This window comes from Dietzia lutea, assembly GCF_003096075.1.
GTDB classification, from domain to species: domain Bacteria; phylum Actinomycetota; class Actinomycetes; order Mycobacteriales; family Mycobacteriaceae; genus Dietzia; species Dietzia lutea.
Map to the genome: position 1 here is coordinate 680,979 of NZ_CP015449.1, position 15,569 is coordinate 696,547.

11 protein-coding genes and 1 pseudogene are annotated in these 15,569 nt (G+C 72.8%); 7 read left to right on the forward strand and 5 right to left on the reverse strand.

All coding sequences use genetic code 11. The annotated features are described in order from the left end of the window. Nucleotides 1-70: 70 nt before the first annotated feature. Nucleotides 71-1,396 (forward strand): annotated as a pseudogene (locus A6035_RS03055) (HNH endonuclease signature motif containing protein). Between the two features lie 56 nt (nt 1,397-1,452). Here the strand turns inward: A6035_RS03055 and A6035_RS03060 are convergent. From A6035_RS03060 to A6035_RS03070, 3 genes are read right to left on the reverse strand one after another with little or no spacing between them, the layout of a single operon-like run. Beyond that, nucleotides 1,453-3,444, reverse strand: coding sequence for an arabinofuranosyltransferase (locus A6035_RS03060; RefSeq protein WP_108846556.1), 1,992 nt, complete (start codon nt 3,442-3,444; stop codon nt 1,453-1,455). Continuing rightward, entirely contained in the window at nt 3,441-4,778 is a 1,338-nt protein-coding gene (locus A6035_RS03065; RefSeq protein ID WP_108846557.1) for a polysaccharide biosynthesis protein, read from the reverse strand. Before A6035_RS03065 ends, A6035_RS03060 begins: the two co-directional genes overlap by 4 nt. Next, nucleotides 4,756-6,150, reverse strand: a complete 1,395-nt coding sequence (locus A6035_RS03070; protein WP_412523625.1) for a M1 family metallopeptidase — start codon at nt 6,148-6,150, stop codon at nt 4,756-4,758. Before A6035_RS03070 ends, A6035_RS03065 begins: the two co-directional genes overlap by 23 nt. A 161-nt stretch (nt 6,151-6,311) precedes the next feature. Between A6035_RS03070 and A6035_RS03075 the strand changes: the two genes are divergently transcribed. Continuing rightward, nucleotides 6,312-6,761: a hypothetical protein gene (locus A6035_RS03075; RefSeq protein ID WP_108846558.1), complete on the forward strand. Its 450-nt coding sequence runs from the start codon at nt 6,312-6,314 to the stop codon at nt 6,759-6,761. Between the two features lie 11 nt (nt 6,762-6,772). Continuing rightward, nucleotides 6,773-7,147, forward strand: coding sequence for a winged helix-turn-helix domain-containing protein (locus A6035_RS03080; protein WP_244192521.1), 375 nt, complete (start codon nt 6,773-6,775; stop codon nt 7,145-7,147). A gap of 33 nt (nt 7,148-7,180) precedes the next feature. Here the strand turns inward: A6035_RS03080 and A6035_RS03085 are convergent, their stop codons facing one another. After that, nucleotides 7,181-11,032, reverse strand: a complete 3,852-nt coding sequence (locus A6035_RS03085; RefSeq protein WP_244192522.1) for a Pls/PosA family non-ribosomal peptide synthetase — start codon at nt 11,030-11,032, stop codon at nt 7,181-7,183. 68 nt (nt 11,033-11,100) lie between these two features. On the opposite strand from A6035_RS03085, the gene A6035_RS03090 reads away from it, so the two are divergent. The 3 genes from A6035_RS03090 to A6035_RS03100 all read left to right on the forward strand — a co-directional run bounded on the left by A6035_RS03090 (nt 11,101) and on the right by A6035_RS03100 (nt 13,289). Further along, nucleotides 11,101-11,955 (forward strand): SDR family oxidoreductase, encoded by an 855-nt coding sequence (locus A6035_RS03090; protein ID WP_108846561.1) that lies wholly within the window; start codon nt 11,101-11,103, stop codon nt 11,953-11,955. Nucleotides 11,956-12,148: 193 nt separating this feature from the next. Then, complete coding sequence (locus tag A6035_RS03095) at nt 12,149-12,355, forward strand: PspC domain-containing protein (protein WP_108846562.1); 207 nt, start codon at nt 12,149-12,151, stop codon at nt 12,353-12,355. Nucleotides 12,356-12,413: 58 nt separating this feature from the next. Beyond that, nucleotides 12,414-13,289, forward strand: coding sequence for a crotonase/enoyl-CoA hydratase family protein (locus A6035_RS03100; RefSeq protein WP_108846563.1), 876 nt, complete (start codon nt 12,414-12,416; stop codon nt 13,287-13,289). Nucleotides 13,290-13,477: 188 nt separating this feature from the next. Here the strand turns inward: A6035_RS03100 and A6035_RS03105 are convergent, their stop codons facing one another. Beyond that, the gene (locus A6035_RS03105; RefSeq protein ID WP_108846564.1) at nt 13,478-13,990 is read right to left on the reverse strand and encodes an inorganic diphosphatase; all 513 of its coding nucleotides are present in this window, start codon (nt 13,988-13,990) and stop codon (nt 13,478-13,480) included. Between the two features lie 183 nt (nt 13,991-14,173). Here A6035_RS03105 and dacB point away from each other — a divergent pair, with 183 nt between their 5' ends. After that, nucleotides 14,174-15,568, forward strand: coding sequence for a D-alanyl-D-alanine carboxypeptidase/D-alanyl-D-alanine endopeptidase (gene dacB, locus A6035_RS03110; RefSeq protein WP_244192523.1), 1,395 nt, complete (start codon nt 14,174-14,176; stop codon nt 15,566-15,568). Nucleotide 15,569: the final 1 nt, after the last annotated feature.

Consider the following 15,569-nt stretch of genomic DNA (forward strand, 5'->3'; position numbering starts at 1 on the left):
GGATGATCTAATCGAACACATGAGCGACAGGGTGAGTGGTGCGAGCAGTGCCTCCACGGCGGGCGGCGAGATGGCCGCCGTGCTGTCCGCGCTCGATGCGCACCTGCGCCGCGACTGGTCCGAGGCCCCGGCGGCTGAGTTGCACGCCGAGCTCGTCGCACTCGAGCAGGCCCAACGTCGCCTCCGCGCCACCCAGGCCCGCGTCATGGCCGCCGCCCGCACCTCCGGCACCGCCAGGCAGATGGGCTACATCAACGAACGTCAGATGCTCACCGGCGGCCTCGGCCTGGCGCCGGGCGAGGCGCGCGGCCGCCTCGAGGACTCCGCGATCGCCGACACCGCCCGCATGGCCGCCACCGCGGCCGGGAAGATCTCGGCCGGGCACCTGAAGATCATCACCGCTACCCTGGCCGCGCTACCGGACGAGGTCGACGACGACGAGCGTAGCCGCCTCGAGGCCGAGCTGATCGCCCTGGCCGCCGGACAGTGCACGACCCGCCGCCTGCAGGAGAACGCCCACCGCCTGCTGGACCAGATCGACCCGGGCCGCACCGAACGCGGCGCCGGCGAACGGGCTAGGCGTCGCTCGGTCACCTGCTCCGGCCAGGGCCTGGACCTGATGGCCCGGGCGTCGATGACCATGGACCCCCAACTGGCGGCCCTGATGCGTGAGATCCACGCCCGCTGGGCACAACCCGGACGCCTGTGACCCGACCCCGACGACAAGGACACCCGCACCGACGGTCAACGCATGCACGACGCCCTCGTCCACGCCCTGACCCTCGCGCTGGCCACAGACGCGAGCAAGACCGGCGCGGCAGCGACGATCGTCGTGCGCGTCGACCTCGACCAACTGGCCACCCTGGCCGGATGCGGCGAGACCGACGGCGGCATCCGCGTCCCCGTCGACCAGGCCATCGCCATGGCGGCCGGCAACCACTGGTTCCTCACCCTGTGCGATGAGCAGATCGACCTGAAGCTCTACCGCAGTCGCCGCACCGCCTCCCGCTACCAACGCCTGGCACTATTCGCCGCCTACGGCGGCTGCACCCACCCCGACTGCGACCAGGACGCCCGACACTGCCAAGCCCACCACGCCGATAAACCCTGGGCCGCAGGCGGGCTGACCAACATCAACGAACTGGCCCTGACCAGCGCCGACTGCCACGCCATGATCCACGACACCGGCTGGACCACCATCCCCGACCGCACCGCACCCCAAGGCGTCCGATGGATCCCACCAGCCGGAACCCCACGCGCGACCAACCCACCGCCACCCACACCCGGCCCACCACCACTGACGCCGCTGCACGCGCCAGTCCTACCGTTCGCCCTTCTCCACGACCTCGACACAGCGATCGCGCAGCGCCTCACCGACACCCGGATCGCCGCATGACCGCGCGAGCTGGTGCGGCCCCGTCACGGCGAACCCGGTCAGGCCGCAGAGCCGCGTCAGCGCCGGACGATCACCATGTGCGATCCCACCTCGCGCACATCGAACAGCGCGGGATCGTCGAATTGACGTGGGGCGAAGACGATCTCCTCGCGGGCGTTGTTCTGGGCCCGCGGCATCACGTTGACCATGGCCGGGAAGACCCACCTGCGGGACCCTTCGCGATCCAGGACCAGGACGTCCGGACCGCGGAACGGGCTCGACTCGATCGCGGCGGTCAGCTCCGCGGGCGAGTCGGTGTCGGACCACCGACGGATCTCGTCGAGCCGCTCCTCGTACCGGCCCGCCGGGGTCGCGTAGGCCTGTGCCGGCGCCTGAAAGGTGTGGAAGGGCTCGTACGAGTAGAGCGCCGGGTCCGCAGTCAGCAGGACCAGGTCGGACGGTGCGCGGTCGCCGGTCATCTCGTCGATCGCCCCGAGCACATCGTGCGGCACCCCGGGGTTCCCCCGTGCGGCCGCGGCGAACTGCGCGTCCTCCTCGGAGACGTGCTGCACCATCTGCACCGCGGCGAGTCCGGCGATCACGACCGCGGCGGCGGTCACACGCCCGCGGGATTGCTCGGGCGAGGTCCGCACCGCCCAACGGGCCAGCGCGACCGCGCCGACGACCCCGGCCAGTGCGAGCACCAGCGTGACCACCGGGATCATGCGGAACGGCAGCAGTGTGCTCCCGGTGACCGCGCGCAGTCCGGACAGGATGTACCACCCGAGCGCGGCCACCACCGTCAATCCCAGTGCGTGCGCCAGGACCCGCCGGCGCCCGACGGAGGGGAGCGGGCCGTCCTCTCGGCGCGCGGAGTCGGCGGTGGCGCCGGCCCCGGCACCGGAGCTGGCACCGACACGTGCTCGCACCGATTCCGCCGCGTGATCGGCGACCGCTCCGGCCCCAGCGGGCCACACGGTGACGACCAGCCACACGACGCCGATCAGACAAAGGAGTCCGGCGGCGGACGGCTCGAACATCGGCAACGGCCACCGCGACGCGACCTCGGGCGCGAAGTCGTTCGCCACCGACGGCTCGGTCTCCGCGCCGCCCAGCACCGCCAGCAGATAGCGGTGCCAGAACAGCAGTGCGATCGCCGCCGAGATGCCGGCTATGGCGGCCAGCCGTCCGAGCAGCGCCCCGACCACCGCGCGGTCGGCGCGGTGCCGCCAGGAATGGAGGACGACGACCAGTCCGACCATCAGCGCCGCGAAACCCGCGATCAGCGTGTAGCCGAGCGCAGCCCAGCCGAGGTACACGCCGATCGTCACCACCAGCGGCCACGTGGGCGGATGGCCCGCCCCGGTCCCGGCCCGGGCGTCGGCGGCGCGCGCGCAGAGCAGGAAGGCCGCCACGACGACCTGCGGGAGCAGGCAGATCAGGATCCACGAGTAGGGCTCGTAGGCGTTGGTGTGACCGCCGACCACGGAGGTGGCGAGGCCGAACAGCACGGCCAGCCGGGCGGGGACCAGCCAGCGCCACGCCACGAACGCGATCGCGCCCGCGATGGCCATGGTGACGATCGCGTACGGCTTGTAGAACTCCCAGCCGTCGATGCCGAACAGTGCCGCGAGTCGTCCGCCCACCCAGAACCACTGCGGCGGGTAGAACGGCGCGGCGTCGGCGTAGAAGGGGTCCGCGATCGCGGGGGAGTCGGCGAAGCGAGTGACGTAGGCGACGCGGTTGAGCTGGTCGCCGCCCAGACCGAACAGGTAGTGGGGGGTGCCGCTGAGCAGCAGACCCAGATGGGAGGAGGCGAGAAAGGCCGGGCCGGCGGTGCCGAGCGCCCACAGGGTCCGGTCACCGGTGGAGCGGCGCAGCAGAAGCCACCCGGCGGCGATGACGGCCAGCGCTGCGAGTGTTCCGCCGAACGTCTCGGGCAGCCAGCTCGGTTCGGCGAACGGCAGCGCGTCGACCGCGAGGAAGGTGACGGCACCGACGACCGCGGCGACGAGGAGCGCGGCGAGGAGTTCGGCTCCCCGTCGGGCGAGCGGGCGGAGTGCGGTCACTCCGCGGCTCCCGGGTGCCGCGCCGCGGCGATCAGGCCCACCACGTGCAGTGCGACCCCGATGCCCGGTCCGGCCAGCAGCGCGATCGCCGCGCGCACGTCGAGCGAGCCGGGGACGGCCACCAACAGGATGGCGGCGGCGACGACCGCGACCCACCACCCGGCGTTGTAGAGCAGATGGCGATCGAAGGCGAGGGCGGCGTTCCCGGTGACCATGAGCGCGGCGGTACCCACGGAGGCGGCGGTCAGGGCGGCGAGGACGGCGCCGGGCAGCTCGAAGTCGCCGCCGAACAGGACCCGGATCAGCCAGGGGCCGATCAGCCACGCGGCGCCCGCGCCGACGATTCCGACGGCGGTGACCAGGCCCAGCGGCGCGGCCAGGGAGCGCGGGCCGCTGTCGCGGCGCCGGACGAAGTAGACGATGATCGCGCTCTGGAAGCTGGTCAGCGGCACCAGCAGCGGGGCGCGGGTGAGGGTGATGGCGAGGATCACCGCACCGACGAGCGGAGCCGGATCGGAGTCGCGGACGGTCGCGGTGACGAACAGCGGGAAACCGGTGACCAGTGCGGAGGTGCCGGCGGAGGCGAGCATCGCGGTGGCGGTGTTCCGCCAGAAGCGTCGGCGGCCGGAGTCGACGGCGGAGGCAAGTGCGGCGCGGGTGCCGGGCGACAGTGCGATGAGCAGTGCCCAGGTCACGGCGCCCGCGACGGTGGCCACGGCGAAGCCGAGCCCGGTGTCGCCGAGCCCCCACGCGACGCCGGCGACGGCCAGGCGCAGGGCGGCGTCGACGGTGAGCAGGACGGCGTACAGCCCCCACCGTTCCGTCCCGGACAGGGCACCGGCGGTGGCGGCCTGGAGGCTGAAGCCGAGGATGCCGAACGCCATGATCGCCACCCCGGCGCCGGAGAACGTGGGCAGTCCCAGTGGCGGCCACGCCGGTGCGCTCACGACGACCGCGGCGGCCAGGATCAGGCCCAGGGTGAGTCCGGCCGGCAGCAGCCGGACGGCGCCCCTCGACGATCGTGTGCGCGCCTCCGCGGCACCGCCGGCGCCGGCGCCGGCATCGGCACCGGGGGCGCGGTTCTCCCGCGCCGAGCGGACGGCCCGCGTGACCTCCTGCATCAGCCCGTTGGCCACTCCGCCCAGGGCGAAGAACGCGCCCCAGTAGGTGGCGAACAGCGGATAGTCCGCCGGGCCCAGGGCGCGGCCGGCGATGAGCATCACCAGGTACCCCGAGGCCGCGGCGAACACGGTCGCGAGGGTCAGTGCCCGCATGCCGCCCGCGGCCCCCGGGGCGGCGCCGGGCTCCGCCTCAGCGGCGGCCGGGGTGGTCATGGGGCATGCCGAGGGTCGGCGGCAGCGGCTCGGAGAACAACCAGGCGTCCCACAAGGGCTGCAGGTCGACGGGGGAGTGGTCGGCGGCCATGCGGAGGAAGTCGTCCGTGGTGGCGGTCCTGCCGGAGTAGGTGGATACCCACGCCCGGAGGAGGTCGAAGAACGCGGTGTCGCCGACGGCCTGGCGCAGGGCGTGCAGGGTCAGGGCGCCGCGCTTGTAGATCCGGTCGTCGAACATGTCTTTCGGCCCGGGGTCCGCCAACAGGATGTCCTGCGGGGAGTTCTGCAGCTTGGAGTAGTAGCGCAGGGCGTGGCTGCCGGCGTCGGCGCCGCCGGAGAACTCGGTCCACAGCCACTCGGCGTAGCAGGCGAAGCCCTCGTGCAGCCAGATGTGCTTCCACTCGGCGGCGGTGACGGCGTTGCCGAACCACTGGTGGGCTAGTTCGTGGGCGATCAGCCGCTCGTCGCGGTCGCCGGACTCGGCGGTACCACGGCCGAACGTCGACATCCCCATGGCCTCGAGCGGGATCTCGAGCTCGTCGTCGGTGACCACGACCGTGTACTCGTCGAACGGGTAGGGGCCGAACAGCCCGCTGAACACGTCGATCATCTCGGTCTGTCGGGCGAACGCCTGCCGGAACCCGCGCTTGAGGTCGGCGGGCAGGAAGGCGTGGACGGGGACGGCACCGTCGCCCACCTTGAGGTGCTCGTAGCGGCCGAGGTTGATGGTGACCAGGTAGGTGGAGGTGGGGTACGGCAGGTCGAATTCCCAGGTGGTCGTGCTGCCGCTGCGCTTCTTGCCGACCAGCGCGCCGGTGACGACGGCCCGGTACGGCGAGTCCGTGGTCAGGCGGATGCGGAACGGTGCCTTGGACGAGGGGTGGTCGTCGCAGGGGAACCAGCTGGCCGCGCCGTTGGGCTGATTGGCGACGAGCACCCCGTCGGTGAGTTCCTCCCAGCCGACCTCGCCCCAGGTGCCGCGGATGGGCCGCGGATTGCCTGAGTAGCGGATGGTCAGCGTGAACTCGGTGCCCGGTTCGAGCGGCTCGGCGAGCGTGACGGCGAGCTTGCCGCGGGGCCGGGAGTAGCGGGCGACGCGGCCCCGGTCGATCGTCACCTTGGACACGTCCAGGTGCGGGGAGAGGTCGAGCCGGAGCGCGTCGAGCGGCTCGGTGGCGGTCGCGGTGATGACGGCTTCGCCGCGGAGGTTGTTGGAGCTCATCTTGTAGGTGAGGTCCAGTTCGTAGCGCGCGACGCGGTAGCCGTGATTGCCGGCCGTCGGCAGGTAGGGGTCGACCGGATCGCCGCTCGCCGGGGCGTGGTGGCCCGCGAGCCTGGCGACGAGGTCCTTGCTGGCTGCCTTCAATTCCATGACCTGCGCGAGTCTAGAGGACCTCCCGGCTCGCCTGCCCCGGCCGACGCCCCTCATCACCGATCTTGAGAAACTACTTGCCAATCGAGAAAGTAGTTGCCTACAGTTGAGTCATCGCCTCGGAGGAAACGCCAACGGGGTCCACCGAGAAAGGTGTCGTCATGAACACGGAGAACCCCACGACCGACCCGGTCGACCGCGCCGAGGCCGCCCGACTGCTCGCCGAGGCGGAGGGCCGCCCGCCGGTGAGCACCGCCCACGACGTCCGGATCTTCGCCGGCTTCGCCGCCGCGATCGCGGTGCTCATGGGCGTCGGCACCATCGCGATCATGTTCACCAACTGGGCACTGTTGCCGTACGTGGCACTGCTGTTCGTGGCGATTTACTGGCAGCGGCGCGCGATCAGCGCCAGCCCCCGCGGCTCGGGGCGGACGTACACGTGGGGCATGGCGGGATCGGGCGTGATGATCCTCGTCGTCGTCACCGCCCTGAACGTCCTCCGCACGACGATCGGCCTCACCGCCTGGTGGTACGCGCTCGGCGTCGTCCTGGTCGCGCTGCCCGGCCTGGTGGCCGCCGCGATCATCGCCCGGCGAGGTGCGGCGCGATGAAGGACGGGAAGGTGACGACGACAAGCACCGCCGGCGCATCGGGGGGCTCCGCCCCGGGGGCGGGCTCCCGCCGGGATGAGCAGGTCCGGCCCGGGGGTCACGCCCGGCATCGTCTCGACGAGGTCATCCACGCCCCGGTCCGCTTCTCGATCGTGGCGGCGCTGGCCGGCGTCGACGACGCGGAGTTCGCCACGATCCGCGATGCGGTCGAGGTGACCGACTCGACGCTGTCCAAGCAGGTCGCCGTGCTGGAGAAGGCCGGTTACGTCACGGTCCGCAAGGGCTATGTGGGCAAGCGGCCCCGAACATGGCTCTCGCTGAGCCGGGACGGGCGCAAGGCGTACGAGTCCCACCTCGCGGCGCTGCGCGCCATCGCCGGCGCCTGATCGCGCGCCGACCCGCCCGGCCCGGCGCCCGCTCTAGCCCCGCCAGGGTGAGATCGGGTTGCCCTGCCACCGCGTGCCGGCGGGGATGCGGTCGCCGCGCATGACCAGCGAGGCCGGTCCGACGGTGGAGCCCGCGCCGATCGACGACGCGGGCAGCGCGACGCAGTGGCTGCCCAGGGTGGCGCCCTCCTCGAGATCGACGCGGTCGATCTGCATGATGCGGTCGTGGAACAGGTGCGTCTGGACCACACAGCCGCGGTTGACGGTGGCGCCGCGACCGAGGGAGATGAGGTCGGCCTCGGGCAGCCAGTACGACTCGCACCACACGCCGCGGCCCACGCGCGAACCCAACAGCCGCAGCATGAGGTTGAGGACGGGCGTGCCGGAGGCGGGCCGCGCCACCCACGGCGCGGCCATCAGCTCGACGAACATGTCCGCCACCTCGTTGCGCCACACGAACGACGACCACAGGGGTTGCTCACCGGCGCGGATCCGGCCCACCAGCACCCACTTGGCGAGTACGGCCACCACCAGGGCGACCAGGCCCGCGTAGGCGAGGACCGGGCCGGAGAGCAGGGCGGCCACGCCGAAGCCCCACTCCCGGTGCGCGGCCTGCAACAGCACCAGCACGCCGACGAGCAGGAGGAACGACAGCCACACGGGGACCAGTCGCAGCGTCTCCCACGCCCCACGCGCGATCTTCAGGCGGCGCGGCGGCCGGTAGGTGCGCCCGTCGTCGTCGCCGTCGGCGAGGGCGCGCGGCAGTTTCTGCGGCGGCGAGCCCAGCCACGAGGTGCCCTTCTTGGCCTTCTGCGGGGCGGACGACAGGACGGCGACCAGGCCGCGGGCGGGCACCTTGCGGCCTGCGGAGGCGATCCCGGAGTTGCCGAGGAACGCGCGTTTGCCGATCTGGGCGTGCTCGAGCCGCATCCACCCCGAGCCCAGTTCGTACGGGGCGACCATGGTGTCGTCGGCGAGGAACGCGCCGTCGCGGACGGTGGTGAGCGAGGGGATGAGCAGGACGGTCGACGCCTCGACGTCGCGGCCGATCCTCGCGCCCAGCAGACGCAGCCAGACCGGGGTGAGCATGGAGGCGTACAGCGGATAGAGCCAGGTGCGGGCGGCGTCCATGATCCGCTCGCTGCACCACGCCTGCCAGGCGATGCGGGAGTGGACCGGGTGGAAGCCCGGGGTCAGGCGGATCGAGAGCAGGCGGATCGACATCAGCGTGAACGCGGCGAACAGGGCAAATGCGAGCAGGGCACCGGGGACCGACCACAGCGCGGCGCGCGCCGCCAGCTCCCCGACACCCGCGGCGTCGCCGGCGCCCCTCGTCACGAGCGCGAGTCCCGCGGCCAGGGCCAGGAGCGGCACCCCGCCCAGCACCAGGGCGGACAGTTGATACGCGAGGCTCCAGCCGCGGCGGTGGGGCGCGGGCTCGGCGGGCCAACTCGACCCGCGTTTGCCACGCTTGAGCGCCGGCGAACCCGCGTAGCGCTTGCCGGCCTTGACCGTGCCCACCACGGCCGAGCCGATCTCGACGTGCGCACCGCGGCCGATCACCGCGCCGGGTAGCAGCATGGACCGCGCGCCGACCACGGCCTGCTCGCCGATCTCGATAGTGCCGATGTGCACCACGTCACCGTCCACCCAGTGCCCGGCCAGGTCGACCTCGGGCTCGACGGAGGCGCCGTCGCCCACGGTGAGCAGGCCGGTCACCGGCGGCAGCGTGTGCATGTCGACGTCGCGTCCGATCCGCGCGCCCAGGAGCCGGGCGAAGGTGGTCAGCCACCCGGCCCCGGTCAGGGAGACGGCGCCGGAGGACTCCACGAGCCGCTCGGCCGCCCACAGGCGGAGGTGCACGGACCCGGCGCGCGGGTACGTCCCCGGACGGATGCCGGCCGTGAGGAGCCGGCACAGGCCGGCGGTGACGACCATCCGGCCGACGGGGAGGAGGAGCAGTACCGCGAGCACGCCCAGTACCCACCACGACACGGGTCGCGCCCACGCCACGCCGAGCCCGGCCGCGACGTTGTTGGCCAGGCCGAGCCAGGTCAGCCATTGCACACCGGTGACGGCGAGCAGCGGGATCGTCGAGAGGACCTGGACCACCTGCGCGCCGAGGCCGACCGGTGCCACGTGGCGGGGTGCCACCTCGGCCTCCGGCTCGAGGTCATCGAGGTACTCGGCGAAGTCGCCCAGCCGGGACCGCTCGTAGATGTCGCCCACCGTCACGGCGGGGAAGCGTTCGCGGACGCGGGCCACGACGTGGGCGGCGGCCAGCGAGCCGCCGCCGAGGGCGAAGAAGTCCTCGTCGACGCCGGAGACGTCGGCGGCGAGGGCGTGGGACCACAGCTCGGCGATCCACGCCTCGGTGCCGTCGAGCTCGGACTCCGCGGCCGAGGTCTGGGCCAGCGGCCAGGGCAGGGCGGCGCGGTCGACCTTCCCGGAGGTACGGGTGGGCAGCTCCTCGACGAGCGCGAGCCGCGGTACGACGCCCGCCGGCAGCTGCTCGCGCAGCAGCCCGGCGGCCGCCGCCAGGTCGAAGCCGTCCGGGTCGTCGGCGACGAGGTACGCCACGAGCACCGGCTGCCCGGCCTCCGTCTTCTGCACCGCGGCCGCGCCCGCGCTGACGCCGGGGAGCGCGGACACCGCGGTGTCGACCTCGCCCAGCTCGAGTCGGCGTCCGCCGATCTTGACCTGGTCGTCGACACGGCCGTGGAAGTACAGGCCGTCGGCCTCGAGCCGCACCATGTCGCCGGAGCGGTAGGCGCGGTCCCAGCCGAGGGTCTGCATGGGGGCGTACTTCTCGAGGTCCTTCGCGGGGTCGAGGTAGCGGGCCAACCCGACGCCACCGATCACCAGTTCACCGGACTCGCCGTAGCCCACCGGCTGCCCGGCGGAATCGACCACCGCGAGGTCCCAGCCGTCGAGGGGGAGCCCGATCGACACCTCGCCGGCGCCGGTCAGCGGGGCGGCGCACGCCACGACGGTGGCCTCGGTGGGGCCGTAGGTGTTCCATACCTCGCGGCCGTCGGCGGCGAGCCGCGCGGCCAGTTCCGGGGGGCACGCCTCGCCGCCGAGGATGACCAGGCGGACGTCGGTGAGCATGGAGTCCGTCCACATCGACGCCAGCGTCGGCACCGTCGAGATCACGGTGATCCGCCGCTCGCGCAGCCAGGGCCCCAGGTCGAGCCCGGACTTGACGATCGAGCGGGGCGCGGGCACGAGGCACGCACCGTGGGCCCAGGCCAGCCACATCTCCTCGCACGAGGCGTCGAAGGCCACGGACAGGCCGGCGAGGACGCGGTCGCCCGGGCCGAGGGGGGAGTCCCGGAGGAAGACCCGTGACTCGGCGTCGACGAACGCGGCGGCGCTGCGGTGCGTGACGGCCACGCCCTTGGGCAGGCCGGTGGTCCCGGAGGTGAAGATAATCCAGCAGTCGTCGTCGACGGTCGGCCGGCGGTGTCGTGCGGGGTCGTCGGCCCGGCCGGGGTCGGTGACACGCATCCCGTGGGCGGTGTACACGGCGGCGACCCGCGCCTGGCCGAACACCAGCTCGGCCCGCTCGGCCGGGTCGTCCACGTCGACGGGGACGTAGGCCGCGCCGGCGGCGAGCGTGCTGAGGATCGCCAGGTACAGCTCGGCCGAACCCGAGGGCATGTGGATGCCGACCCGGTCACCGGCGCCGACGCCCTGGTCCTGCATCCACGCGGCGGAGACCTGGATCTGCCTCCAGACCTCGGCGTAGGTGAGGACACGGGTGCCGTCGTCGAGGCACGCCGCGTCGGGGTGGCGCTCGACCACCGAGCCGAACACGTCGAGGAGGGTCCGGGGCTTCGCGGCGTGTGAGCTGCGAAGATACTGCTCTCCGATGGTGACCACCTGCGGATGGTATCGCCCCGAGGTGAACACCCCGCCACGGTCGCCTCCGGGCTGGTTAAGTGAGGCGCATGACTTCACCCAATCTTCGGAACAGGACCGTCGTGATCGTGGGAGCGGGCCCGGGCTTCGGTCACACGCTGGCCCTGCGCGCCGCGGCGCAGGGCGCGTCGGTGGTGGTCGCGGCGCGTACGGCGTCGCGGGTGGAGGAGATCGCGGACGCGGTCCGCCGGGACGATGACGTGCGCCGCGCGGGTGGTACGGCGATCGCCGCGCCCGTCGACGCCACCGACCCCGACTCGGTGCGCGCCCTGCGCGAGACCGTCGAGGGTCACACCGACGCGGTCCACGGGCTGGTGTACAGCGCGTTCGCGGTGCCCAGCATGAAGCCGCTGGCCCGGACCGACCACGCTCAGATCTCCGCGGGGATCGACCTGTCCGTCCTGGGCGCCCTGCGCACGACGCAGGAGTTCACCCCGCTCCTCGAGGCCGGCGTGGCGGGTGGGGCCCGGGGCGACGGCTCCGCTGCCGCCGCCCGCCCCGCGACGAGTTCGGTCGTCATGATGGCCTCGGCCGTCATCCACCACTCCCGCGAACGCTATGCGGGCTACAAGATCGCCAAGACCGCTCTGGTCGCGCTGGGGCATTCGCTGGCCACCGAGCTCGGGCCGCGCGGCATCCGCGTCAACACCGTCGCGCCGGGCTACATCTACGGCGACACCCTCAAGGCGTATTTCGAGAGTCTGGCCACCAAGTACGGCGGCACGGTCGAGGACGTCTACGCGCACACGGCGGAGAAGATGGACCTGCGTCGCCTGCCCGACGAGGCGGAGATCGTCGACCCGGTCCTGTTCCTGCTCTCCGACGCCGCGTCGGCCGTCACGGGGCAGACCCTCACCGTGGACTGCGGCGAGTTCCACACCTGACGCGAGCCGCGCGCCCGGGTCCGTGTTGAGCGCGCCGCGCCACCCCGACCGCGCCGCGCCACCCCGAGGCGCGGGATCAGGGTCGGAATCCGGGTGATTCCCCGATGTGGTGCGGGGCGCGGCGGGGGAGTGTGGAGGTCACCGGGGAACACGTCCCCGGTCGTCCGGACAGGACGACGACGAGGAGATCACCATGACCTACGAACCCGCCTCTCAGCCAAAGCGCCTGACCCGATCCGAGGACCGCTGGATCGGTGGCGTGTGCGGTGGCCTGGCCGACTACTTCGGCCTGGACCCGGCGTTGGTGCGCGTCCTGTTCGTGGCCTCGCTGCTGCTCCCGGGCCCGCAGTTGCTCGTCTACGTGATCCTGTGGTTCGTCATGCCCGACGCCCGCGCCTGACCGGGGACCGGGCGGAGGGGCCGCCCCGTCGCCGGGGTCGCTCTGGCAGGCTGAGCGCATGAGCACTGCAGACACCTCAGCCGCCGCCTCGTCCGCCTCCGGTGAGTACGCGTCCGTCCGCGTCGAGAAGGCCACCCGGCACCCGCACGTCGCCCAGGTGACGCTGACCGGACCGGGCCGCAACAACGCCATGGGCCCGGACTTCTGGGCGGATATGCCCCGGGTCATGGCCGAGCTCGACGCCGATCCCGACGTCCGCGCGGCTGTCATCGCCGCCGAGGGCCGCAACTTCACCTACGGCCTCGATCTGATGGCGATGATGCCGCAGTTCATGGAGTTCCTGCCGCAGGACAAGGCCCCGGACGCGTCCCGCAACGAGCGCATCCTCGACTCCGTGGAGGACATGCGCCGGGCCGTCGACGCCGTCGCGTCCGCCAAGACGCCGACGGTGGCGGCAGTGCAGGGCCGCTGCATCGGCGGCGGCATCGACCTCATCTCGGCCTGCGACGTCCGCCACGGCTCCGCGGACTCGACGTACTCGGTGCGCGAGGTCAAGGTCGGCATCGTCGCCGACATGGGCTCACTCGCGCGGCTGCCCTACATCATCGGCTCGGGCCTGACCCGCGAGCTGGCGCTCACCGGCCGCGACATCGACGCCGAGACCGCGCTGCGGTACGGCCTGGTCACCCACGTCGCCGACGACGCCGCCGGGGTCCTCGACTCGGCACACGCCACGGCCGCCGAGATCGCGGACAACCCGCCGCTGGTGGTGCGCGGCACCCGCGAGGTGCTCAACCGGGCGATCGAGGGGCCGATCTACGAGTCCAACCGCTACGTGGCCACGTGGAATGCGGGTTTCCTGGCCTCCGCCGACATGATGGAGGCGATCAGCGCGACGCTGGAGAAGCGCGAGGCCAAGTTCACCGGCCGCTGACCGGTCGAGTTCGGCCCCGGTACCGCGCGTCCGCCACCCTGCCGCCGACGAGAAGACAGTTCCGCACATCGCCACTCGGGCGATACGGGCGGAACTGTCTTCTCGATGAGGTCGGTCGGGCCCGGACGGCGGCGGCGCCGGGACGCGAACTGCGCCCCGTGCCGCGGGCTGCCGCCCCGCGCCGCGGATCAGCCGCGGAAGGGCTCGGCCTTCTCCTCGGGGTGCTCGGAGAAGTTCTCCAGGCCCGCGGCGACGAGCGACTCGCCGTGCGCCTTGTCCCGCCACTCGCCCGGGGTGACGTGCTTGCCCGGCTCGAGGTCCTTGTAGTGGAGGAAGAAGTGCTCGATGGCTTTGAGCTCGAAGTCGGGGACGTCGCCGATGTCCTGGATGTGATCCCAGCGCGGGTCCAGGTCCGGCACGCACAGCAGCTTGTCGTCGCCGCCGGCCTCGTCGGACATCGTGTAGACGCCCACGACGCGGGACTTGACGATCACGCCCGGGTACACGGACTCGTCGAGAAGCACGAGGGCGTCGCAGGGGTCGCCGTCGTCGGCGAGGGTCTTGTCGATGTAGCCGTAGTCGGCCGGGTAGCCCATCGAGGTGAAGAGGAACCGGTCGAGGTAGATCTTGCCGGTCTCGTGGTGGATCTCGTACTTGTTCCGCGAACCCTTGGGGATCTCGATGGTCACTTCGACGGTCACGGGCTACCTCACAAATCGTCATGCTCCGGAACCCGAGACGGCTCTCCCGGGCGATTCGGGGTGATTCTAGTAGGCGCCACCGGCGTCGGGGGTGGGCGCCGTCACGCGGGCCGCTAGCGTGGGGCGGCAGCAGGCGACATGGACAGGTGCGGTGGACGCGCGGGCGTCCGGGAAGTGGGTCGAGTGACCGAGCGGGGAGTGTGGCGCGGGCGGGGGCTCGTGTGGCGGGCGGGGGTCGTGCTCGTCGTCGTCGCCGTCCTCGTCGCCGGGCTCGTGGCGGCGGCCCTGGTCACCGACGTCGACCAGCGCGGCGCGATCATCGGCGAGGCCACCTCCGACGCCGCGGACGAGGTCGACCCCGGCCTGCTCCCGGCCGACGGCTCGGCGCCGATGCCCGACCCGGCCGCCCTCGAGCGGATCCTCGGCCCCCTCGCGGCCGCGCCGGCGGTGGGCGACCTCACCGCCAGCGTGGTCGACGACGCCACCGGACAGGTGCTGTGGGAGCGCCGCCCGAGGGACCCGAAGGTCCCCGCCTCCACCACCAAGCTGCTCACCGCGGTCGCCGCGCTCACCAGGCTGCCCGGCGACGCCCGCGTCGACACGGTCCTGGCGCGCGGCGCCGAGGCCGGAACGCTCGTCGTGGTCCCGGACGGCGACCCGACCATGTCCCGCGGCGACGAGCCCGGCCCACTGTTCCCCGGTTCGGCCACGCTCGCCGAGGCCGCCGAGATCGTCCGCGCCTCCGACCTCAGGCCCACACGCATCGTGGTGGATCCGGGCCCGTACACCGGCCCCGACCTGGGGCCGGGCTGGTCCCCGGTGGAGATTCCGGCGGGCAACATCGCGCCGATCGAGGCGTGGATGCTCGACGCCGGCCGCCTCGACCCCGCCGACGAGTACTCGCCCCGCTCCACCGACCCCGCACTCGCCGCCGGCCGGGCGCTCGCCCGCGAACTGGGCGTCGATCCCGAGCGCGTGAAGGTCGCCACCGAGAGGGTCGACACGACCGACGAGCTGGGGCGGGTGTCGTCGGCCGAACTCACCGAGCGGGTCCGCTCGATGCTCGTCTACTCCGACAACGTGTTGGCCGAGACGATCTGCCGCGAGGTCGCCCTGGCCCGCGACCCGGACAGCCCGGCCGACTTCGCCGCCGGCACCGCCGCGGTCGTGGACACGCTCTCCGAACGCGGCCTCGACATGTCCGGGGTCCGCCTGGACGACTGCTCCGGCATGAGTCCGGGCAACCGGCTCTCCGCGACCGCCCTCACCGACGTCCTGCGCACCGCCGCCGCGCCCGACGCGACCCGCGAGATGCGCGACCTGCTCGACACGCTGCCCGTGGCCGCCGGCTCGGGCACCCTGCTCGACCGTTTCAGCGGCCCGTCCGCCTCGGGCGCGGGGTGGGTGCGCGCGAAGACCGGCACGCTGGCCGGCACGAGCGCCCTCGCCGGCAGCGTGACCAGCGCCGACGGCCGCTCGATGAGCTTCGCCCTGTTGTCCTCGGGCACCGAGCCCGCCGTCGCCCGCCCGGTGCTGGACCGGATCGCGGCGGCGTTGCGCGACTGCGGGTGCAGGTAGG